Source organism: Saccharothrix sp. 6-C (genome assembly GCF_016695385.1).
GTDB lineage: Bacteria > Actinomycetota > Actinomycetes > Mycobacteriales > Pseudonocardiaceae > Actinosynnema > Actinosynnema texasense.
This window is the reverse complement of record NZ_CP064192.1, coordinates 5418466-5441453: the sequence shown is the minus strand read 5'-3', so window position 1 is coordinate 5441453 and position 22988 is coordinate 5418466. Positions and strand designations below refer to the sequence as shown.

The following is a 22988-nucleotide window of genomic DNA, read 5'->3' as shown; positions in this document are numbered from 1 at the left end:
TCCCTGCTGAGATGCGGACCGTTCGTCCTGATTGACAGCCTCACGGGCACCATGTCAGCGTTGAAGCGCTTCACCTGATCAGACTCAAGGGGTTGTGCCGCGTGAGTTCCTCCTCCCTGCCCGCCACCGAGCGGCTGCCGTTCCACGACTCCGGCCTGGACGTGCGCAAGCGCGTCGACGACCTGCTCGACCGGCTCACGCTCGACGAGCGGATCGCGATGCTGCACCAGCACGCGCCGGCCGTGCCGAGGCTGGGCGTCGGCGCCTTCCGCACCGGCTCCGAGGCGTTGCACGGCGTGTCGTGGCTCGGCGTCGCCACGGCGTTCCCGCAGGCGGTGGGCCTGGGCGCGACCTGGGACGAGGACCTGGTGCGCCGGGTGGCGGAGGCGACCTCGGTCGAGCTGCGCGCCTTCCACCGGCACCGCCCGCCGGCCGACGGGGACGCCCCGACCAGCCTCCAGGCGTGGGCGCCGGTGGTGAACCTGCTGCGCGACCCGCGCTGGGGGCGCAACGAGGAGGGCTACTCCGAGGACCCGGTGCACACCGCACGGCTGGCCGAGGCGTTCTGCCGGGGCATGGCGGGCGACGACCCCCGGTTCCTGCGCGCCGCGCCCGTGCTCAAGCACTTCCTGGCCTACAACAACGAGGACGACCGCTGCACGACCTCCTCCGGCGTGCGACCGCGCGTGCTGCACGAGTACGACCTGGCGGCGTTCCGGCCCGTGGTGGCCTCCGGCGCGGCGACCGGCGCGATGGCCGCCTACAACCTGGTCAACGGCCGCCCGTGCCACGTCAGCCCGCTGATCGAGGACGAGCTGCGCCGCTGGGCCGAGCCGACCGGGCACGAGCTGTTCGTGGTCAGCGACGCGGAGGCGCCGTCGAACCTGGTCGACCTGGAGCACTACTTCGACGACCACGTGGAGTCGCACGCCGCCGCGCTCAAGGCGGGCATCGACAGCTTCACCGACCACGGCCTGGACAGCGGCACCCCGGTCGGGCGGCTGCGGGAGGCGCTGGACCGCGGCCTGATCACCGAGGCCGACGTCGACCGCGCGGTGCGCAGGCAGTTGGCGCTGCGGTTCCGCCTCGGCGAGTTCGACCCGGACCTCGACCCGTACGCCTCGATCGGTCCCGACGTGATCGACCACCCGGACCACCGGGCGCTCGCCGCCCGCGCGGCCACCGAGTCCGTGGTGCTGCTCAAGAACGACGGGCTGCTGCCGCTGGACCGGGCCGCGTCGCCCCGCGTCGCGGTCATCGGCCCGCTCGCCGACGTGCTGCACGAGGACTGGTACAGCGGCACGATGCCGTACCGGGTCACCGTCGCCGCCGGGCTGGCCGAGGCGGTCGGCGAGGTGGTCCGGGTGTCGGGCGAGGACCGCGTCGAGCTGCGTTCCCGCACCACCGGCCGGCTGCTCGGGGACACCGCCTTCGACGTCACCGACTGGGGCGACGACGTGGTGACCCTGCGGTCCGCCGACACCGGCCGCCACCTCGGCGCCAAGCACGGCTCGCTGGTCGTCGAGGAAGAGCGCGTCAAGAGCTGGGACGTGCACGAGACGTTCGTGCTGGAGCCCGTCGCGGACGACGACGGCGCTGTGCTCCTGCGCAACGTCCTGACCGGCCGTTACGCGGCGGTCGACCAGGCAGACGGCCGGGTGGTCGTCACCGCCGAGACGCCCGGGGCCGCCGAGCGCTGGTCGCGGGAGGTCGTGCGCGACGGCGCGCAGGAGGCCCGTGCCGCGGCGGCCGCCGCCGACGTCGCGATCGTCGTGCTGGGCAACCACCCGCTCATCAACGGTCGCGAGACCCAGGACCGCACCGGCACCTCGCTGCCCGCCGCGCAGGAGGCGCTGCTGCGCGCCGTCGCCGAGGTCCGGCCGGCCACCGCCCTGGTGGTGACGAGCAGCTACCCCTACGCCCTGGACTGGGCCGATGAGCACCTGCCCGCCGTGGTGTGGACATCCCACGGCGGGCAGGAGACAGGTCACGCGCTCGCCGCCGTGCTGCTGGGCGACGCCGAGCCCGCCGGCCGGCTGCCGCAGAGCTGGTACCGGGGCGACGACGACCTGCCCCACCCGCTCGACTACGACGTCATCAAGGCGGGGTGGACCTACCAGTACCACCGGACCGCGCCGCTGTACCCGTTCGGCCACGGGCTGTCCTACACCGACTTCGCCTACCGCGACCTGCGCCTGTCGTCGGAGGTCGTGGCGCAGGACGGGGCGCTCGACGTCTCGGTGACGGTGGCGAACACCGGCGCGCGGCCGGGCAGCGACGTGGTCCAGGTCTACGCCCGGGCGACGGCCGCCCGCTACGAGGCGCCCAGGCTGCGCCTCGTCGACTTCCGCAAGGTCCGCGTCGACGCGGGGGACAGCGAGGCGCTGACCTTCCGGCTGCCCGTCGACCGGCTCGCCCACTGGGACGTCGACCGCGGTGCCTTCACCGTCGACCCGGGTGACTACGAGATCGTCGTCGCCCGGTCCGCCGAGGACCACGTCCTGGTCGCGCGGCTCACCGTCACCGGCGAGGACCCCGCGCCCCGCGCTGTGCTCGACCGGGACACCCGCGCCGTCGACTTCGACGACTACTCCGGGGTCGTGCTCGTCGACGCGACCCGGGCCACCGGTGACGCGGTCGCCCCGGTCGACCCGGCGCTGCCCGCGACGCTGCTGTTCCGCGCCGCGGACCTGACCGGCGCGGTCGGCGTCGAGGTCGAGGTGGCGCGAGTGGCCGGTTCGGGGCAGGCACGGCTGGAGTTCCACCTGGCCGACCGGTCACTCGGCGTGGTCGACGTGCCGGTGACGGGCGACCTCTACACGTGGACGAAGGCGGCGACGCGGCTGCGGGGGGCGGTGGACGGGGTCCACGACCTGCGGCTGAGCCTGCACGGCGACTTCCGGCTCGCCGGGTTCCGCCTCACCACCTCGCCCCCGGCCGCCGACGGTGAAGCGACCGCGGCAGCACCGGATCCCGCCTGACCTCGACCAGGACACACCGGCCGGCCGCGTGCCGGCGGGTTGGGTGCCGGGTGGCCGCGTGCCGGCCGGCCGGGTGGCGATCGGTCGGTGGTGACGAGTCGGGGCGGTCCGCGCGTTCGCGGGCCGCCCCGAACCCGGCTGCTAGGCCCGCGCCCACCGCTGGTTGGCGCCGGTGTGGCAGTTCCACAGGATCACCGCGGTGCCGTTGGTCGTGCCGGCGCCGGTGATGTCCAGGCACAGCCCGTTCTGGGCGTTGCTGATCGTGCCGTTGGTGTTGAGGTTCCACTGCTGGTTCGTGCCGCCCTGGCAGTCCCAGATCCGCACCCGCGCGCCCGCGGCGGCGTTGGCGGGCGCCTCCAGGCACTTGCCCAGCACCTGAAGGGCCTTGCCGTTCTGGCTGAACTGCTGGTTCGTGCCGCTGTTGCAGTCCCAGATGATCATCGGGGTGCCGTTGGCCGAGTTCGCCCCGTTGACGTCCAGGCACCGGCCGGCGGCCTCACCGCGCAGGCGGAACGTGGTCGGCGTCGGCGGCTGCTCCCCGGTGAAGAACCGCCACACCTCGTTCTTGACCCAGCTCCTCGCGCCGCTCTCGCAGCCCGCGCACCCGTCCACGGGTCCCTGCTGGTGACCGCCGTCGAACGCGGCCCAGACGACCGGGTACCCGGTGCGGCACCCGGAGTAGGTGGTGCTGATGTGCGTGTTGCTGCCCCGGGCCGGCTCCGGCGGGTTCTGCGTCGTGCAGCCGTTGTTCCGGACGAACCGGTCCCGCAGCCCGCGTCCCGCGCCGATGTTGTCCGAGATGCCGTGGATGCCCATGAAGGCGACTGGCTGGGTGCCGTCGCTGCACCCGCTGATCGAGCCGGGCGCGGCGATGGCCGCGACCGCGCGGAAGGCGGTCGGCCGCGAGCACGCCAGCGAGAAGCTCATCGCGCCGCCGTAGCTGAAGCCCAGGGCGAACCTCTGCGTCGTGTCCACGCAGAGGTCGTCCTCGATCCGCTTGATCATGTTGTCGACGAAGGTGACGTCCTCGCCGCCGGAGTTGGCCCAGCCGTTGTTGAGGCCCTGGGGCGCGACGAAGATCGCGGTGTTGTTCGCCAGCCGCCGCAGCCCGTAGTGGGCGTAGACGTCACCGTCGCTCCCGCCCGAGGCGACCTGGTCCATCGTGCCGCCCAACCAGTGGAAGCCGAAGACCAGCCGGTGCTGACGGGTGTTGTCGTAGTTGTCGGGGACGCTCAGGATGAAGCTGCGCGTCTTGCCGCCGCTCTGGATGGTGTGCGTGCCGCTGCGCAGGGTGGGCGCCTTGCCGCACCCGGGGGTCGCGGCGGCGGCGGCGACGTCGGACGAGGCGGGTGCCGGCGCGGGTGCGGGTGCGGCGCCGGCGACGTCGGCGCCCGCGCCGGTCAGCAGGAGCGCTGCGGCGGCGCCGATCAGCGCCCAACGCCGGCGGGGGCGGTTGTCCTTTGACACGTGAGTGCTTCCGTTCTGTCCGGTGTGGCTCGGTGATGGGGCGGTTCGGGCGGTCACCCGCTGCCCTCGGGGGCCGTGTCGGCCGGGATCGCGCCGGAGTCCGGCCCGGACGGCAGGTACACGTGCACGTGCCCCTTGCCGGCGTCGATGCTGATGACGTCGAGCTGGAGCGCGGCGACCGACCAGGTGCGCAGCGCCAACGCGCGTTGCGCGCCGGCCAGGGTCAGCAGGTCCCCCGCCAGCGGCGCGGGAGCGGTGACGGCGGCGGCGAAACCGTCGACGGCGGCGGCGAGCTGCTCGACGGCGGTCCGCATCCCGGTGCGGGCGACGTTGACCCCGTTGCCCGCGGACGGTGTCTCGGCGTACCGCTGCACCTCCGCGGACACGACCTCGCGCCAGCCGCGCACGTCCTCGATCGTGGGCGTCGCCGTGCCCTTCGGGGGAGACGCCCCGGCCATCGCCTGGAGCACCGGGGTCAGGCGTTCCCGGCCGCCCTTGGCGAGGTCGATCAACGTCCCGACCTGCTCGACGTCCCGCTGCGCCTCGGCCTGCGTCAGCTCGGCGATCCGCCGCTCCGTCGCGTCCGGCCCCGACGTCCACGAGCCGGTCACGAACGCGACGGCGAACCCGAGCGCGAACGTGGTGACCAGCGCGGTGGCCGACTTCCACGGTGGCCGCGGCCCCGCGGCCCGGGGGAGGGGCTTGCCCGGTCGTGCCCGCCCCACCGACGTGGTCCTGCCCATGACCTTCCTCCTTGCCGTGCGGTGAGAAGGAACCCGGCGGTGGAGGCCCGCGGCGCCGGCGCGTGCCGGCGCCGCGGGCCGCCCGCTCAGGACAGCGTCCACCGCTGGTTGGTGCCGCCGTTGCAGGTCCAGATGATCAGCTGGGTGCCGTCGGCGGAGCTGCCGCCGTTGGCGTCCAGGCACTTGGAGCCGTTGCGGAGCGTGCCGTCGGACTGCGACGACCAGCTCTGCCCGGCGGAACCGTTGCAGGTCCACAGCTGCACCAGCGCGCCGTCGGCGGTGCTGCCGCCGTTGACGGTGAGGCACTTGCCCAGGGCCTGGAGCGTCTGCCCGGTGCGCGTCCACGTCTGGTTCGCGCCGTCGTTGCAGGTCCACAGCTGGACCTTGGCGCCGTCGGTGCTGCTGGCGCCGTTGACGTCGACGCACTTGCCGCCGATGCCCACGATGCGCCCGGTCCCACCGCCGGTGCCCGGTGTGCCGACCCCGTTCCCGCCGAACGTCATGGAGTCGACGTCGAAGGAGCTCGTGCCGGTCCGGAACACCATGAACAGCTCGGTGGTGCCACCGGGGTTGGTGACGTTCACCGGGGACGTGCTCACGTAGTTGTCCCAGCCGCCGGTGTTCGGCACCGGGACGGTGGCGATCAGCGCCCCGGTCGGCGAACCGGTCCGGAACTCGATCGACCCACCGCCGCTCGGCGAGGACAGCCGGACGGACACCTGGTTGATGCCGGTGAAGTTGTACGGCGTGAACGAGACCCAGTCGTTGGTGCCGATGTCACCGACCCGGGCGCCGGACTCGGCCCCGGACTGCGACACCACCCGCACGCCGGAGGAGCCGGTGAAGTACTCCACCTGCTTGCGCTTGGGTTGCAGCAGGACCTTCCGGCTGCCCTCCAGCGCGGGCACGCCGCTCGTGCCGTTGTCGGTGTACCTGCTCGCCGCCACCCAGAACGAGTTCAGGTTGGCGTGCGCGCTGTCGGTCTCGGCCTTGAACGTGCCCGTGCAGCCGGGGATCGGCGAGAGGTCGTGCCCGTGCTGGTCGTGTCCCAGCGCCGGGGTGGTGGTCACCCGGGAGCAGTCGATCGTGCCGTCCTCGGGGTCGGTGACCGCGACGGTGTACGGGATCGAGTCGCCCCAGCCGAACATGCCGCCGTCCGGGATGCTGAGGTTGACCGTCGGAGCGGTGTTGCCCGAGGTCACGACCACGCTGCCCACGCCGGACTTCCCGCCGGCGTCGGTGACGGTCAGCTTGGCGTTGAACTGGCCCTTGGCGGTGTAGGTGTGCGAGGGGTTGGCCTCGGTGGACGTGCCGCCGTCGCCGAACTCCCACCGGTAGGTCACCGGGCCGCCTTCCGGGTCACCGGAGCCGGCGCTGGAGAAGCGCACCGTCAGCGGTGAGGAACCCGAGGTGGGCGTGGCCGTCGCGGTCGCGGTCGGACTGCGGTCACCGCTCTTGTAGTCGATGCGGTAGAGCCCGGAGTCGGGGTTGTCCCGACCGTAGCCGGAGCCCCATTCGAGCAGGTACATCGCTCCGTCCGGCCCGAACTTCATGTCCAGCGGCGACTTGAAGCTCAGATTCGACAGGAAGTCGTTGATCTTCAACAGCTTCCCGTCCTGGCCGACCCGGAACTCCCACATCCGGTTGCGCGACCACTCGCCGAAGAACGGCGTCTGGTCGAAGTAGGCCGGGAACTTGGTGGGGGAGGGGTTGTTCGCGTCGTACTGGTAGATCGGGAACGCGCCCGGCGCCTCGCCGCCCGACGGGCTGCCCATCTCCGGGAACTTGTTGCCGTTCGCGCCGTTGCCGTACCAGACCTCGGCCTTGCGCGCGGCCGGGAGCGTGGTCAGGCCGGTGTTGTTGGGCGAGTTGTTCACCGGCTGGTCGCAGTTGAACTTGGCGCCCGACTGCCCGGTGGCGAAGTTGTAGTCGTTGAACGGGATGTTGTCGCCGATGCAGTACGGCCAGCCGTAGAAGCCGGGCGAGGTGATGACGTTCCACTCCACCGTCCCGCCGGGTCCGCGGTTCGCGTTGTCGTTGGCCGCGTCGGGGCCGTAGTCGGCCGCGTAGATCGTGCCCGACGTCGGGTGCACCGAGAACCGGAACGGGTTGCGGAAGCCCATCGCGTAGATCTCGGGCTTCGTCTTGGCCGTGCCCGGGGCGAACATGTTGCCCGACGGGACGGTGTAGGTCCCGTTGGTCTCCGGGTGGATGCGCAGGATCTTGCCGCGCAGGTCGTTGGTGTTGGCCGCGGTCGCCTGGACGTCGTTGTTCGACCAGCCCGGCCGCTCGTCGATCGGCGCGTAGCCGTCGGAACGGTGCGGCTGCACGTCGTCGCCGGTGCCGATGTAGAGGTTGCCGTTCGGGCCGAACGCGATGTAGCCGCCGGTGTGGCCCGGTTCCGGCGCCTGCCGCGAGGACGGGACCTTCATCAGGATCCGCTCGCTGGACAGGTCCAGCGAGTCGCCGTTCACGGTGAACCGGGAGACGCGCGCGATGTCCTCGCCGCCGCCCGACGGCGAGTACATCAGGTAGATCCACTTGGTGGTGGCGAAGTTCGGGTCGAGCGCGAGCCCGGTCAGCCCGTCCTCACCGCCCGTGTAGACGCTGAGGGTGGCCGCCGTGACGGTGGTGCGGGTGTCCGGCTTGTGGATCTTCACCTTGCCGCCGTACTCCGCGTAGAACACGCGACCGTCCTTGGCGACGTCCAGCGCGGCCGGCCCGACGGTGTTGTCGTCCAGCGTCACCTTCTCGAAGCTGCTCCACACGGTGGGCCCGCAGTCGGCCTGCACCTTGCCGCCCGCCGACTCCACGCCGCCCTTGATGTGCTCGCGGAACAGCGACTCGGAGTAGCTGGAGGCCTGGTGGCCCATGGCGGTGGCCCACAACCGGCCGCCCTCGTAGTTGCGGCACCACGAGATCGGGTGGTCGTAACCCATCCGGCTCGAACCGGGGTCGTACGTCGTCTCGTCGGCGGTCACCAGCACGTGCGCGTTGCCGCGTGCGGAGCGGTTGAAGTTGTACCACTCCTCGGTGCGCGTCCACCGGTCCGGCAGCGCCGCGCCGGAGGGGTGCTTGCGGTCGGCGACCTTGGCGGTGCCGGACACGGTCGCCGAGTGCGCCGTCATGGTCATCCCGAGCGCCTGGTCCCACCACGGGAACTGCTGCTCGACGTTCATGTCCGTGGCGTTGTGGATCGCGACGTAGCCGCCGCCGGCGCGCAGGTACTTCTGCGCCGCGGCGCGCTGCGCGTCGTTGTCCCACACCATGCCGGAGGTCTGGAGCATGACGACCACGTCGAACGTGGCGAGGGTGGTGTCGTTGAAGACCGACGAGTCCTCGCTCTTGGTCAGCTCCCAGTTGTTCTGGGCGGCCAGCTGCTCGAACATCGTGATCCCGGCGGGGATCGAGTCGTGCCGGTAGGCGCCGGCCGCGGTCTTGCTGAACAGCAGGACGTGGAACCCTTCGGGGTGTGCGGGCGCAGGCGCGGAAGCCAGGCCCATCATCACCACCACGCAACCTATGATCGAAAACAGGCGCGCGAATCTGTGTCGCATTGCCACTCCTCTGGGGCGCTTGAGGCGACTGACTGGATTACGCGGCGGCGGTGTGCGGAAGTGCGGCGGTACGCGGGAGGTGCGGCGGCCCGGTGGTCGTCACCGGGACCGGTGTGCGGCAGGTGCGGCGGTCCGGTGGGTCGTCACCGGGCCCGGTGGGCGGTGTGCGCGTGCTGGTCGAGCCCGGCGCACGAGGGTCCGGCCGGCGTGGCGCACGGCGCCGCACCGGCTCGGGTTCGAAGTCGGTCCGGCCGGCACACCACCAGGTGCCGGCCGCCGTGGGACTCAGGGCGTTTCAGCGGGGGAGTCGGACCCGTCCACACTCGCCGACGGCGATGATCGAGTCCAACGACGAGCTGACATGAGCGCTCCCTCGGTGCGTCGTTGCCCGGGTGCTGGATGTCATACATGTACTCGTGTATCCGCCGCGATTTGTAGCACACATCCGCCGAACGAGTCCAGACGCGCGAGACCGCCACGGCACTCTTCCCGTGGCGGACGAAGGGCCTCTCAGCCGAAGAGCCGGCGCTGGATCTCGCTGCGGTAGTCCTGCAGGGTGTTGTCGATGTGCAGACCGGCGGCGGTGGCGGCGGCTTCGGGGTCGCCGTCGCGGATCGCCTCGTAGATCGCGAGGTGCTCCTCGACCGCTTCGGCCGCGTGCCCGCCCACGGTCCCGTGCAGGCCGATGGTGCTCGACTGGTGTTGCAGGCGGCGGGCCTCGCGCACGGCGGCCACGAGGAACTGGTTGTGCGACGCCTCGGCGACGGCGAGGTGGAAGTCGTCGTCGCCGCGCTCGAACAGCGGCAGCTGGTGGGTCAGGTGGCCCTGCCGGCAGGTGTCCGCGGCGGCGGCGATGGCGCGCAGCTCGGCCGGGGTGGCGTGGGTCGCGGCCAGGCGGCTGGCGGCGGTCTCCTGGACGCGTCGGAACTCGAAGAGCATGTAGACGTGGTCGAGGTTGGTCGGCAGGAAGAACCCGCCCCACCGGGAGGAGCCGAGCATGCCCTCGTCGTCGGCCACGTACAGCCCGCGGCCCTTGTGCGCCCGCACCCGCCCGATCGCGGAGAGGATCTTGACGGCTTCCCGCACCACCGTCCGGCTGGTCCCCATCCGCGCGGCCAGCTCGTTCTCGGTCGGCATCCGGTCGCCCGGCCGCAGGTCCAGCTCGGCGATCAGCTGGAGGATCTGCTCGGAGACGAGCTCGTAGCCCGGCCGGTACGGACCGGGCGCCGGGGTGGTGTCCGGTTGGCCCGCGGGGCCTTCCGGCACTAGTGCGCCATCCGTCAACGCCGCTCCTTAGTGACGGGTCGCCTGAAGGGTATGACGGCTCACCGCTGCCCGCCCAGACTACATCCGGGTAGGACGACCAGCGCCGAGCGCGCGCCGCGCCGCATGGCGCCGCGACGTCGCAGGCGTGATCGTACGCGGAGCGAACGATGCCCGGTCGACCGGTCACTGGATAAGCATGCTCATTTTGGTCACGACGGTGATGGTGTCGAGACCACCACTACCGTCGAAACCGAGCAGTTCTAGTATGTAACGCCTGGTCAGAAGGCGTAGCGGGCGACGTCGCCGCCGCACCGGCCCACGCGGCGATGGATAGGACTCACTCCTTGAGGTGAGAGGTGGACCGCACTCCCGTCGCTCACCGGGACCCGGCCGCCAGGTAGGGGATGGTCTGGGGACCTTCCGGCAGGACGCACACGCGGGCGCCGGGGCCGGCGTCGGCGAGGGCCCGGGCCACGGTGGCCGAGATGTCCCCGGTCTGCTCCAGGTGGGCCGCGGCGAGGTCGGCGTCGCTCAGGTACGAGGTGCGCATGACCACCCGGCTGGTGGACTGGATGCGGGCCTGGATCTGCACCTGCCACTGGTCCGGGACGGTGTCCACGCGCGCGCTGATGTCCTCGAACAACGCCTTGGGCGACGGGGCGGACGCGAGGACCTGCCGGTAGGAGCCGTGGTCGGGGAAGCCGTCCCGGCACTCCGCCGCGCACACGATCGTCCCGCCGGGGCGCACCACCTGGTGCGCCGCCGACATGCCCTTGACGGCCTGGTAGAGGTTCTGGTCCAGCGGGAAGCCGGAGTTCGTGGTGACGACCACGTCGAACGGCGCGTCCACGGGCCGCATCGCCATCCGCTTCGCCACGGCGGTGGCGGCGGCGTGCATCGGCGCCAGGTCGCCGCCGAACGCCGCGACGACGTCCTTGTCCCGGTTCAGGACCACGTCCAGCGCGAAGGTGACCCCGGTGGCCGCGGCGATCGCCCGGACGTCGTCGTGGACCGGGTTGCCGTGGGTGATGCCCCACGTGGCGCGCGGGTCGCCGATCCGGGCCGCGTCGTGCAGGACCAGCACGGTCTCCAGCGCGGCGAGCCCCGGCGCGACCAGCTTCGGGCCGCCGGAGAAGCCCGCGAAGAAGTGCGGCTCCACGAAACCGGTGGTGATGCGGACGTCCGCGTCGACCCACTCGCGGTTCAGCCACACCGGCACGCCGTTGCCGTGCGTGCCGACCCACGTCAACCGGTCGCGGTCGCGCGCGTCGTGGTTGACGATCCGCACGGAGTCGACCACCTCGTCGCCGAACATCCGCCGCAGCTCGTCCTCGTCGTTGCCGCGGTGCGTCCCGGTCGCGACCAGGATCACCACGTCCTCGAGGCGCACGACCCCGTCGAGCTCGGCGAGGATGGCGGGGATCATCAGCCGGCGCGGCTGCGGCCGGGTGCCGTCGCACGCCGAGATCGCGACCGTCTGGCCGGGGCGCACGCGGTCGCGCAGCGGCGGCCCGGCGACGGGGGAGCGCAGCGCCGCGCGCAGGACGCCGACCTGGTCGGCGGCGGCGTCGTGGTGCACGGGCTGGACCACGGTGGTGGCCGCCGGGTCGAGGTCGATGTCGAGCCCGGACTCCCCGTAGGCGAGGCGCACCTTCACAGTCGTTCCCCCGGCAGTCGGTAGACGCGCGCGGCCGTGCCGCCGAAGACCTCGTCGCGCTCGGCGGCGGAGAGCCCGGCGGTCAGGCCCTCGGCCGCCGCCACGGCCTCCTCGTAGGAGCCCGCGAGCAGGCAGACCGGCCAGTCGGAGCCGAACATCACCCGCGACGGGCCGAACGCGTCCAGCGCCACGTCGGCGTACGGGCGCAGGTCGGCCACGGTCCACCCGACGGGGTCGGCCTCGGTGATCATGCCCGACAACTTACAGGTGACGTTCGGCTCGGCGGCGAGCTCGCGCAGGTGCGACGCCCAGGGTTCGAGCTCGCCGGAGGCGATCGGGGGTTTCGACAGGTGGTCCAGCACGAACGTCGCCCCGGGCAGCGCGCGCACGGTCTCGATCGCCGCCGGCAGCTGGTGCATGAGGGTGAGCAGGTCGTAGGCCAGGCCCGCCGCCTCGACCGCGCGCAGGCCGCGCCGGACGTCCGGCCGGGTCAACCAGCGGGGGTCCGACTCGCCCTGCACCAGGTGCCGCACGCCGACCAGCAGCTCGCCGCCGGGACCCGCGCGCAGGGCGGCCAGCACGTCGTCGACGCCGGGGTCGGTGAGGTCGACCCACCCGACGACACCGGCCACGAGGCCCTTGCCCTCGTCGGCGCCCAGGGCCAGGAAGTCGGCGGTCTCCTCGACCTCGGGGACGACCTGGACCAGGATCGTCCGGTCGACCTCCGCCACCGCGGCGACGGCCGACAGGTCGTCCAGGGCGAAGTCGCGGCGGATCGGGGCGAGGTCCGCGCCGTCCAGCCAGTCGTGGGCGCGCGGGCTCGGTCCCGTCCGGTCCGGCGGGCCGGGCAGGAGCCGCCAGACGTGGTGGTGCGCGTCGATCCGGGTCATGTCGTCTCCACCTCGGTCGGCAGTTCTTCGGCCGCATCGCGGTCCGGCGGGGCCCGGGCGGGGCGAAGGCTAGCAAGACGTCCCACGCCACCGGACCGCGCCACGGCCGCCACCGGGAACGATGACGGCCGTGGCACGTGGGTCCGCGGCGTCAGGCCCGCTGGAGCAGGAAGCGCTGGTTCGGGTTGCCGGTGAGGGTCCACTGCGAGATGCGCGCGCCGTCGGCCGTGGAGGCGGACCACACGTCCAGCGCGAGGCCGCTCAGCTGGTTGACCACGCTGACCACGCCGCCGCCGTGGTCGACCAGCCGCCACAGCTGGTTCGACGTGCCCGCATCACGCTGCTGGGTGATGTCGGTGCCGGTGGCGGTGCCCGCGACCTGGAGCACCAGCCCGCTGTGCCGGGCCCGGATGCGGTAGTGGTCGCCGGAGGGCAGGAAGTCGAACTGCTGGTTGAGGCCGCTGGTGGCCGACCACTGGACCAGCGCGGCGCCGGCGGCGGTCGAGGCGCCGTTGACGTCGGCCCGCTTCGAGCTGTGCTGCGCCACGAGGTGGTAGTTCACCCCGGGCACGACCAGCGCCGGCTGCCCCTGCGCGGTCACGCGGTAGGTGTGCCGCGCCTGCCCGGTGAACCGGATCAGGTCGGCTTCCGGCCGCTCCGGCTGGACCACGGCGCCGCTGGTCACGTCCCGCAGCTCGTAGGTCCCGGTGAACACCCGGCCGCGGACCTTGACCGCGCCGTCGCGGTCGGGGGTGATGGTGAGCTCCCTGGCCGAACCGCCGCTCCAGGTGGCGCCCACCGTGTAACCGCCCCGGCCGCGCAGGCCGTCCACCTTGCCGGCGGGCCAGGCGGACGGCAGCGCGGGCAGCAGGTGCAGCTCGCCGTTGTGGCTGTGCAGCAGCATCTCCGCGATGCCCGAGGTCGCGCCGAAGTTGCCGTCGATCTGGAACGGCGGGTGCAGGTCGAACATGTTGGGCGCGAGCCTCGCCGGCGTCACCAGGTAGCGGATCAGGTCGTGCGCCCGGCCGCCCTCCTCCATCCGCGCCCAGTAGTTGATCTTCCAGGCGAGCGACCAGCCGGTGCCGTCGTCACCCCGCAGCTGCAGGGTCCGGCGGGCGGCCTCGAACAGCTGGGGCGTGCCGCGCTTGGTGATCTGGTTGCTGGGGTGCAGGCCGTACAGGTGGGAGACGTGCCGGTGGTTCGGCTCGGTCTCCACCCAGTCGTAGAGCCACTCCATGATGTTGCCGCGCGAGCCGACCCGCGTCGGGGCGAGTCGTTGGCTCGTCGCGCGCACCCGCGTCCGGAAGTCGTCGTCCACGCCGAGCACCTCCGAGGCGCGGGCGCAGCCCTCGAACAGGTCGCGCAGGATCTGCATGTCCATCGTGGGGCCGGCGGCCACGCTGGCGTTCGCGTGGTGCGGCAGCTCAGGGGAGTTCGAGGGGTTCGTGACCAGCCACTTCAACGTCGGTTCCTCGACCAGGGTGTCGAGGAAGAACTGGGCGGCGCCCTTCATCGCGGGGTAGTACGTCCGCAGGAACGCCACGTCGCCGGTGTACTGGTAGTGGTCCCAGATCATGGTGGCGAGCCACGCGCCGCCGGTCTGCCACATGCCCCAGAGGGCCCCGTCCACGACCGAGGAGCCCCGCCAGCCGTCGGTGTTGTGGTGGGTGACCCAACCACCGGCGCCGTACTGCGCGCGGGCGGTGCGGGCGCCGGTCACGGTCAGGTCGGCGATCATCCGGAACACCGGCTCGTAGCACTCGGCGAGGTTCGTCGAGTCGGTCGGCCAGTAGTTCATCGGCAGGTTGGCGTTGAGGGTGTACTTCGAGTCCCACGACGGCGTCAGCTGGTCGTTCCAGATCCCCTGGAGGTTCGCGGGCTGGGTGCCCGGCCGCGACGACGAGATCATCAGGTACCGGCCGTACTGGAAGAGCAGGGCGGAGAACTGCGGGTCGCTCGTGGAGTTGTGCTGGGAGATCCGGACGTCGGTCGGCTGGTCGGCCGCCGCGGTCCGGCCGACGTCGAGGGTGACGCGCCCGAACAGCTGCTGGTAGTCGGCCACGTGCCGGCTGCGCAGCACGTCGTACGCCGTGCCCTGCGCGCCGTTGAGGCGCCCGCGGGCGATGCCCTGGTAGTCGCCGCCCACGTTGCGGTAGTCGACGTAGCTGGTGCCGATCGAGATCAGCAGGGTGACGCTGTCGGCGTTGGTCACCCGCAGCGTGCCGCCGGAGCTGCTGGTGCTCCCTCCCGAGGCGATCGCCTTGGCCAGCACGAGGAACCGGACGGCGCCGGCGATGCCCCGGTGGTCGCCGGAGCGGCCGTCCAGCCCGATCGTCGTGCCGTCCGGGCTCGACGCCGTCGCCCGCTGCGGGGTGCTGAACGACGCGGTGAACGAGACCGACCCGGGTGTCTCGGCCGTCAGGCGCACCGCGATCACCTGGTCGGGGGCGCTGGCGATCACCTCACGCCGGTAGCGCACGTTGTTCGCCACGTAGGTCACGACGGTCGTCGAGGTGGTCAGGTCGAGCCACCGCTGGTAGCCGGACACCCCGTTCGGGGTGGGGAAGGTGAGCCTGAGGTCGCCCACGGTCTGGTAGGCCAGCTGGGCGGCCGGGCTGCCCAGCATCGCCTGGTCGATGAGGGACTGCGCCTGCGACCACTGGTTGGCGAACACCAGGCGCCTGATCTCCGCCAGGGCCGCCGCGCCCCGCGTGTTGGTGTAGTCGTGGGGACCGCCGGCCCACACCGTGTCCTCGTTGAGCTGCAACCGCTCCGTGTCGACGTTGCCGAAGACCATCGCGCCCAGGCGGCCGTTGCCGATCGGCAACGCGCGCAGCCACTCCGTGCCGGCCTGCCGGTCGTACCACAGCGCCAGGTCGTCGACCGCGCGCACCTCCGGCGGCGCGGCCGAGTCGGCCCGGGCCACCGCCGTCCAACCGCCCGGCACCAGCACGGCGCCGGCGCTCACCGCGCCGAGCTTCATGAGTCGCCTACGGGGCAAATCCGACATGCTGGACCCTCCAAAGCGGACGGTGGTGGACCGGGAGCGGGACGCGACTGTCCTCAGTGGCTGGTGGACCGGCGGATCGGGTCGCGACGTCCACAGCTCAACCGAAGCCCTCGGGCAACGTAGCCACCGCCGAACGTCGCCGTCAATGCCGGGCGAACGATCGGTGTTAGCGATAACACGAGCTGGCGGGCCCTTCGATCCCGGCTCGTCGGCATTCGCCGGACCGTGCTGCGGTAATCGGAAAGCGCAGGCGAGGTCCGGTCAGCTAAACGGTTAGCGCTAACAATTTTAGCAACGCGGAACGTTGACGCCCCGGGTCGGCGGTGGTTACGGTGCGGAAGGCTCCGGTGAGACCCGCGGTTCGGCTCGAGGTGGGTGGCCCGGTCGTACCCGTCAACGATGACGAGGGGGCTCTTTCGATGCGAGGAACACCGTGGGGTCGACCGGGTGTCGTGCCCCGATCGGCTCATCCGCCGGAACGAGGTCAGGTGGCCGGTCACGCCCCTCTCGTCGCACCATCCATTGAGGACAGCGCGAATCGCGTCGCGCGGATGTCCGGCGGGCGATCGGCGAAGTCGTTGCTTTAGCCGATTATTAGCACCTAGCCTCCCCTTGGTTCGAATCGGTTCGGACCGCGCACCACCCGATTCGTTCGGAGTACCCATGGTTCAACGGCGAACTGTCCCGGTCGTGCCCGCCGCCCTGGCGATCGCGTGCGGAGTCGGTCCGCCGCGGCCATTCGGCGCCGGCCGGTCGACCGGCTGATCGCGTGCCGAACCGTCCCGCTCTCCAATTCTTCCCGACTTCGACTGGGAGCGCTCCCGGGCAGGTCCGGGCACCAGTCGGGCAGGAAGAGCGAACGGTCGAGGGGGTCGTGCCGGCGCAGGCGACGACCACCCCGCGACCGCGTTCCACCGGTGCGTCGCCGCCCCCGCGCACCGTCCGCGTCGAAGCCCCCTGTCAGCTGAGAACAAAGGGTGTGAGCCTGCCATGAGATACCGAGTCAGGGCGGCGATGACCGCCGCTCTCCTCGTGGCCGCCGGTGTGGTGGCGACGGTGATCGGCTCTTCGTCACCGGCCTCCGCGCACGCGGTCAACGCCGCCGACTTCCAGCAGGTCGAGCTGGCCCGAGGGGTCGCCGAAGTGGGCGAGCCGATGACGCTCGCCGTGTTGCCGGACCGCTCGGTGCTGCACACCGCCCGCAACGGGACGCTGCGCCGCACCACGGCCGCGGGTGTCACCAGCGTGATCGGCACGGTGCCGGTCTACACGCACGACGAAGAAGGCCTGCAGGGGATCGGGGTGGACCCGGGCTTCGCCACGAACCGGTTCATCTACCTGTTCTACGCGCCGCCGCTGTCCACCCCCAGTGGTGACGCGCCGGCCACCGGGTCGGACTTCTCGGCGTGGAAGGGGGTCAACCGGCTGGCCCGGTTCACCCTGAACGCCGACTACACGCTCAACATGGCCAGCCAGGTGACCGTGCTCGAGGTCGGGACCGACCGGGGCAACTGCTGCCACGTCGGCGGCGACATCGACTTCGACGCGGCGGGCAACCTGTACCTGTCCACCGGCGACGACTCCAACCCGTTCGACTCCGGCGGCTACGCCCCGATCGACGAGCGGACCAACCGCAACCCGGTCTACGACGCGCAGCGCAGCGCCGGCAACACGAACGACCTGCGCGGCAAGGTGCTGCGGATCAAGGTGAACGCCAACGGGTCGTACTCGATCCCGGCGGGCAACCTGTTCCCGGTCGGCACCGCCAACACCCGGCCCGAGATCTACGCCATGGGCCTGCGCAACCCGTTCCGCTTCAACGTCGACAAGCAGACCGGTGCGATCTACCTCGGCGAGTACGGGCCGGACGCGGGCACCAGCAGCAGCACGCGCGGCCCCGCCGGCCTGGTGGAGTTCAACCGGATCACCTCGGCGGGCAACTTCGGCTGGCCGTACTGCGTCGGCTCGAACACCACGGCGGAGGCGTACGTCGACTTCACGTTCCCGTCCGGGCCGTCCGGCAGCCGGTTCAACTGCGCCGCGCCGGTCAACAACTCGCCGCGCAACACCGGGCTGGGCACGCTGCCGGCCGCGCGCTCGGCGTGGATCAAGTACGACAACTGCTCCTTCGCCGCGTTCGGCTGCGGCTCGGAGTCCCCGATGGCGGCGCCGGTGTACCGCTACGACGCGGCCAACCCGTCGTCGATCAAGTTCCCGGCCGCCCTGGACGGGCACGTCTTCGCCACCGAGTTCGGCCGGCGCTGGATCAAGACCATCGACGTCAACGCCGACGGCTCGGCCGGCCAGGTCAGCGACTTCCCGTGGCGCGGCACGCAGGTCATGGACGCGACCTTCGGTCCGGACGGCGCCCTGTACGTGCTGGACTACGGCACCGGCTGGGGCAGCGGCGACGCCAGCTCCGCGCTCTACCGCATCGAGTACAACCCGGCCGGGAACAAGGCGCCGACCGCGAGGGCCGCGGCCGACCGCGTCTCCGGCAGCGCGCCGCTGACGGTGAACTTCTCCTCGGCCGGCTCCTCGGACCCCGAGGGCGGCGCACTGGCCTACTCGTGGAACTTCGGCGACGGCACGACGTCCACGGCCGCCAACCCGAGCCACACCTACACGGCCAACGGCCAGTACTCGGTGACGCTCACGGTGACCGACGTAGGCGGCCGGTCCGGCGCCGCCAACGTGTCGATCTCGGTGGGCAACACCGCGCCGGTCGTCAAGCTGGACACACCCGCGAACGGGTCGCTGTTCAGCTTCGGCGACACCGTGCCGTACACGATCACGGCGTCGGACGCGGAGGACGGCACGATCGACTGCGGCCGGGTGAAGCTGAGCTACCTGCTCGGCCACGACAGCCACGGCCACCCGATCACCACGCAGACCGGCTGCTCGGGCACGCTCCAGATCCCGGTGGACGGCGAGCACGACACGGCGGCGAACCTGTTCGCGGTGTTCGACGCCGAGTACACCGACTCCGGCGCGAACGGCCAGCCGCCGGTGACCACGCACACGCAGCACGTGCTGCAGCTGCGGCACCGCCAGGCCGAGCACTACTCGACGCAGTCCGGCACCGCGCTCTACGACAAGGCGGCCGCCGAGGGCGGCCGGACCGTCGGCGACATCCAGAACGGCGACTGGATCGCGTTCGAGCCGTACGCGCTCGGCACGTCCACGAAGTTCACCGCGCGGGTGTCGTCCGCGGGCTCCGGCGGGACCCTGTCCGTGCGGACCGGTTCGCCGACCGGGACGGTGCTCGGCTCCGTCACCGTGCCGGTGACCGGCGGGTGGGAGACCTTCACCGACGTGTCCACCACCCTGTCCAACGTGCCGAGCGGGACCGTGACGCTGTACCTGACGTTCGCGGGCGGCACGGGCACCTTGTTCGACGTGGACGCCTACACGTTCGGCGCGACGACGGGCGGCACCCGGACCGGGCCGATCGTCGGGGTCTCGGGCAAGTGCGTGGACGTCAACGGCAACAGCTCCGCCGACGGCACGAAGGTGCAGCTGTGGACGTGCAACAGCGGCACGAACCAGCGCTGGACGGTCAACGGGTCCACCCTGCGCGCGCTGGACAAGTGCATGGAGAGCGCCGGCACGTCCGACGGCAGCCTGGTCCGGCTGTGGACCTGCAACGGCGGCAGCGCCCAGAACTGGGCCGCCGGCGCCAACGGCTCGCTGGTCCACTCCCAGTCGGGCAAGTGCCTGGACGCCAACGGCGGCAGCTCCGCGGACGGCACCCAGTTGATCATCTGGAGCTGCCACGGCGGCACCAACCAGCGCTGGACCCTGCCCTGACCGACGCCGACCCGGCGAACCCGTCCGGGCGGAAGCCGCCCGGGTGAAATCGGCAAGGACCGCGACGTGGCGTCGTTCCCACCACCGGAGCGACGCCACGTCGCCCTCCTCCCAGGAGGCAAAGAGATGAGATCTTCCCTCGCCCGGCGCGTGATCGGTGTGGCCGCGGCCGCCCTGACCGCGGCCGCGCTCAACTCCGCTCCGCCGGCCGTCGCGGCCGACGCGCCCTACGACGTGCTGGTGTTCTCCAAGACCGCGGGCTTCCGCCACGACTCGATCCCGGCCGGCATCCAGCTGATCCGCGACCTCGGCGCGGCCAACAGCTTCACGGTGACCGCCACCGAGGACTCCAGCCAGTTCACCACCACCAACCTGGCCAAGTACGAGACGGTGGTGTTCCTCAACACCACCGGGGACGTGCTCAACGCGACGCAGCAGACCGCGTTCGAGTCCTACGTCCGGGGCGGCGGCGGGTACGTCGGCATCCACTCGGCGTCCGACACCGAGTACGACTGGTCGTTCTACGGCGAGCTGGTCGGCACGTACTTCACCTCGCACCCGGCGATCCAGCAGGCGACGGTCCGGGTGGAGAACCGGGCGCACCCGGCCACCGCGCACCTCGCGCCGGCGTGGACCCGGACCGACGAGTGGTACAACTTCCGCGGCAGCGTCCGGTCGACGGCCCGGGTCCTCGCGACCCTGGACGAGTCGAGCTACAGCGGCGGCTCGATGGGCGCCGACCACCCCCACACCTGGTGCAAGACCATCCAGGGCGGTCGCTCGTTCTACACCGGCAGCGGCCACACCCAGTCGAGCTACACCGAGGCCGGGTTCCGCGCCATGGTGCTCGGCGGCATCCGCTACACGGCCAACCGGGCCGACGCCGACTGCCGACCCGAGAACGGGTACACCACGCTGTACAACGGCTCCACGACCGGCTGGTCGCAGGCGGGCCCGGGCGGATTCACCAACAGCGACAACACGCTGACCTCGTTCGACGGCCAAGGCCTGCTGTGGAACAGCGCGCGCGAGTACCGCTCCTACTCGCTCAAGCTGGACTGGCGGATGCCCGGTGACGACAACTCCGGCGTCTTCGTCGGCTTCCCGGCGAGCAGCGACCCGAACTCGGCGATGGCCAACGGCTACGAGGTGCAGATCGACGCCACCGACACCGCGGACCGGACCACCGGCGCCGTCTACGGGTTCAAGGGCGCCGACCTGACCGCCCGGGACGCCGCGCTCAACCCGCCCGGCGAGTGGAACACCTTCGAGCTGCTGGTCGAGGGCGAGCGCCTCCAGGTGTTCCTCAACGGCACGCGGGTCAACGACTTCACCAACACCGACCCGGCCCGTTCCTTGACGTCCGGGCACATCGGCATCCAGAACCACGGCACGGGCGACGACGTGTCGTTCCGCAACATCCGGATCAAGGAGCTGGGTGGCGTGGTCACGCGCACCGGGCCGATCACCGGCGCTTCCGGCAAGTGCGTGGACGTCAGCGGCGGCAGTTCCGCCGACGGCGCGAAGGTGCAGCTGTGGACGTGCAACAGCGGCACGAACCAGCGCTGGACGGTCAACGGGTCCACCTTGCGCGCGCTGGACAAGTGCATGGAGGTGTCGGGCACGGCCAACGGCGCCGCGGTCCGGTTGTGGACCTGCAACGGCAGCGGTGGCCAGAACTGGACCACCGGCGCCAACGGCTCGCTGGTGAACCCGCAGTCGGGCAAGTGCCTGGACGCCAACGGCGGCAGCTCCGCGGACGGCACCCAGTTGATCGTCTGGAGCTGCCACGGCGGCACCAACCAGCGCTGGACCCTGCCTTGAACCGAAGGAGTGCTCGATGACAGCCAGCGGTGAGGCCCTCGCCTCCCCACAGACCCGACGCCGCCGGCCGGTGACCGCCGCCGCCGTGGCGGTGCTCCTCGCGGCCGGCACGGTGACCGCGGTGGCCGCGACGCCGGCCTCGGCCGCCACGGTCGACACCAGCGCGTGGTACGTGCTGGTGAACCGCAACAGCGGCAAGGCGTTGGACGTGTACGGCCTGGCCACCAACGACGGCGGGCGCATCGCCCAGTGGACCCGCAACGACGGGGCCAACCAGCAGTGGCAGTTCCTGGACTCCGGTGGCGGCTACTACCGGCTCAAGTCGCGCCACTCGGGCAAGGTGCTCGACGTGCCGAACTCGTCGACCGCCGACGGCGCCGCGATCCAGCAGTGGACCGACCACGGCGGCACCAACCAGCAGTTCCGGCTGGCCGACTCCGACGGCGGCAACGTCCGGTTGATCGCCCGGCACAGCAACAAGGCCGTCGAGGTCCAGGGCTCGTCCACGGCCGACGGCGCGAACGTCGTGCAGTACGGCGACACGGGCGGCAACAACCAGCAGTGGCAGTTGGCGAAGGTGTCGGGCGGCGGCGACCCGGGCGGCTCCGGCTGCGGCAAGGCGCCGACGCTGCGCAGCGGCGCGCAGACGATCCAGAGCAGCGGCAAGAGCCGCAGCTTCGTCCTGCGGGTGCCCGACGGCTACGACAACACCCGCCCTTACCGGTTGATCTTCGGGTTCCACTGGAACGGCGGCACGATGAACGACGTGTCGGGCGGTGGGACGAGCGGGACGGCGTGGTCGTACTACGGGATGCAGGAGCAGTCGAACAACAGCGCGATCCTGGTGGCGCCGCAGGGCCTGGGCAACGGGTGGGCCAACTCCGGCGGCGAGGACGTGGTGTTCGTCGACGACATGGTCAAGCGGATCGAGGCGGACCTCTGCGTCGACCCGAAGCTGCGCTTCGCGATGGGGTTCAGCTACGGCGGCGGCATGAGCTACTCGCTGGCCTGCTCGCGGCCTACGGTGTTCCGCGCGGTGGTGGTCTACGCGGGTGGGCAGCTGAGCGGGTGCTCCGGTGGCACGCAGCCGGTCGCCTACTTCGGCATCCACGGCATCTCGGACAACGTGCTGAACATCTCGGCGGGCCGGTCGTTGCGCGACCGGTTCGTGGCGAACAACGGCTGTGCCGCGCAGAGCCCGCGCGAACCGGCCGCGGGCAGCCGCACGCACATCACGACGACGTACTCGTGCCGCGCCGGGTACCCGGTGCAGTGGGCCGCGTTCGACGGGGGCCACGGTCCCGGTCCGGTCGACGGCTGCTCGTGCGAGGACGGCGTCCGGACCTGGACCAAGGGTGAGGCCTGGAAGTTCATCTCCCAGTTCTGACCCCGGACCGGTCCACCGGCACGGCGGACGGGGCGCCTCGGCTTCCCGCTGCGCGATCAACCGGCCAGAGCGGCCGGCAGCGCAGCGGCGGAGCCGAGGCGCCTCGACGTGTGTCGACGAGGCCGCCCGGACGGGCTCCCGCACCGCGGCGGTCCTCCCCCCGGAAGTGGCCACAGACTGTCCACAGTGGAAGAAAGGTGGGTCGCCACCACCCCCGGGATGAAGCACATGCGCAGTGCTGCCAACGGTTTTGATTGACAGGTGCCCGACGGCGCTTCTACGGTTCGCTCCAGGCCGTGATCCGCCGAACAGCGGCGGACCGAATTCCCCGGAGAGCGCGGCCGTTCGGCGGGCAGGCGCGCTGCCGGGCTCCCCGGTTCTCCCGGGAGCGGCCCG

10 protein-coding genes and 1 pseudogene are annotated in these 22988 nt (G+C 71.7%); 4 read left to right on the top strand and 7 right to left on the bottom strand.

Translation table 11 applies throughout. The annotated features are described in order from the left end of the window. The first annotated feature begins 101 nt into the window (after positions 1-101). Positions 102-2981, top strand: a complete 2880-nt coding sequence (locus IOD16_RS22535; protein WP_201436017.1) for a glycoside hydrolase family 3 protein — start codon at positions 102-104, stop codon at positions 2979-2981. Positions 2982-3122: 141 nt separating this feature from the next. On the opposite strand, the gene IOD16_RS22530 is transcribed toward IOD16_RS22535, so the two are convergent. From IOD16_RS22530 to IOD16_RS22500, 7 genes are all read right to left on the bottom strand, one after another. Beyond that, a complete protein-coding gene (locus IOD16_RS22530; RefSeq protein WP_236594285.1) occupies positions 3123-4448 on the bottom strand; it encodes a ricin-type beta-trefoil lectin domain protein in 1326 nt (441 codons plus the stop codon). 53 nt (positions 4449-4501) lie between these two features. After that, a complete protein-coding gene (locus IOD16_RS22525; protein ID WP_201436016.1) occupies positions 4502-5191 on the bottom strand; it encodes a hypothetical protein in 690 nt (229 codons plus the stop codon). Between the two features lie 86 nt (positions 5192-5277). Further along, positions 5278-8697, bottom strand: coding sequence for a ThuA domain-containing protein (locus IOD16_RS22520; RefSeq protein ID WP_236595209.1), 3420 nt, complete (start codon positions 8695-8697; stop codon positions 5278-5280). A gap of 561 nt (positions 8698-9258) precedes the next feature. Then, positions 9259-10032: a FadR/GntR family transcriptional regulator gene (locus tag IOD16_RS22515; RefSeq protein WP_236594284.1), complete on the bottom strand. Its 774-nt coding sequence runs from the start codon at positions 10030-10032 to the stop codon at positions 9259-9261. Between the two features lie 358 nt (positions 10033-10390). Beyond that, positions 10391-11671, bottom strand: coding sequence for a nickel-dependent lactate racemase (gene larA, locus IOD16_RS22510; RefSeq protein WP_201436014.1), 1281 nt, complete (start codon positions 11669-11671; stop codon positions 10391-10393). Further along, a complete protein-coding gene (locus IOD16_RS22505) occupies positions 11668-12561 on the bottom strand; it encodes an amidohydrolase family protein (protein ID WP_201436013.1) in 894 nt (297 codons plus the stop codon). The genes larA and IOD16_RS22505 overlap by 4 nt, the downstream gene beginning before the upstream one ends. Before the next feature lie 151 nt (positions 12562-12712). Further along, positions 12713-15571: a glycosyl hydrolase family 95 catalytic domain-containing protein gene (locus tag IOD16_RS22500; protein ID WP_201436012.1), complete on the bottom strand. Its 2859-nt coding sequence runs from the start codon at positions 15569-15571 to the stop codon at positions 12713-12715. A gap of 990 nt (positions 15572-16561) precedes the next feature. On the opposite strand from IOD16_RS22500, the gene IOD16_RS22495 reads away from it, so the two are divergent. The 3 genes and pseudogenes from IOD16_RS22495 to IOD16_RS40520 form a co-directional block, all read left to right on the top strand. Continuing rightward, positions 16562-19381, top strand: a complete 2820-nt coding sequence (locus IOD16_RS22495) for a PQQ-dependent sugar dehydrogenase (protein ID WP_201436011.1) — start codon at positions 16562-16564, stop codon at positions 19379-19381. Between the two features lie 126 nt (positions 19382-19507). Beyond that, positions 19508-21205 (top strand): ThuA domain-containing protein, encoded by a 1698-nt coding sequence (locus tag IOD16_RS22490; protein ID WP_201436010.1) that lies wholly within the window; start codon positions 19508-19510, stop codon positions 21203-21205. Between the two features lie 172 nt (positions 21206-21377). Next, positions 21378-22589 (top strand): annotated as a pseudogene (locus IOD16_RS40520) (RICIN domain-containing protein); the annotation flags it as partial. Positions 22590-22988: the final 399 nt, after the last annotated feature.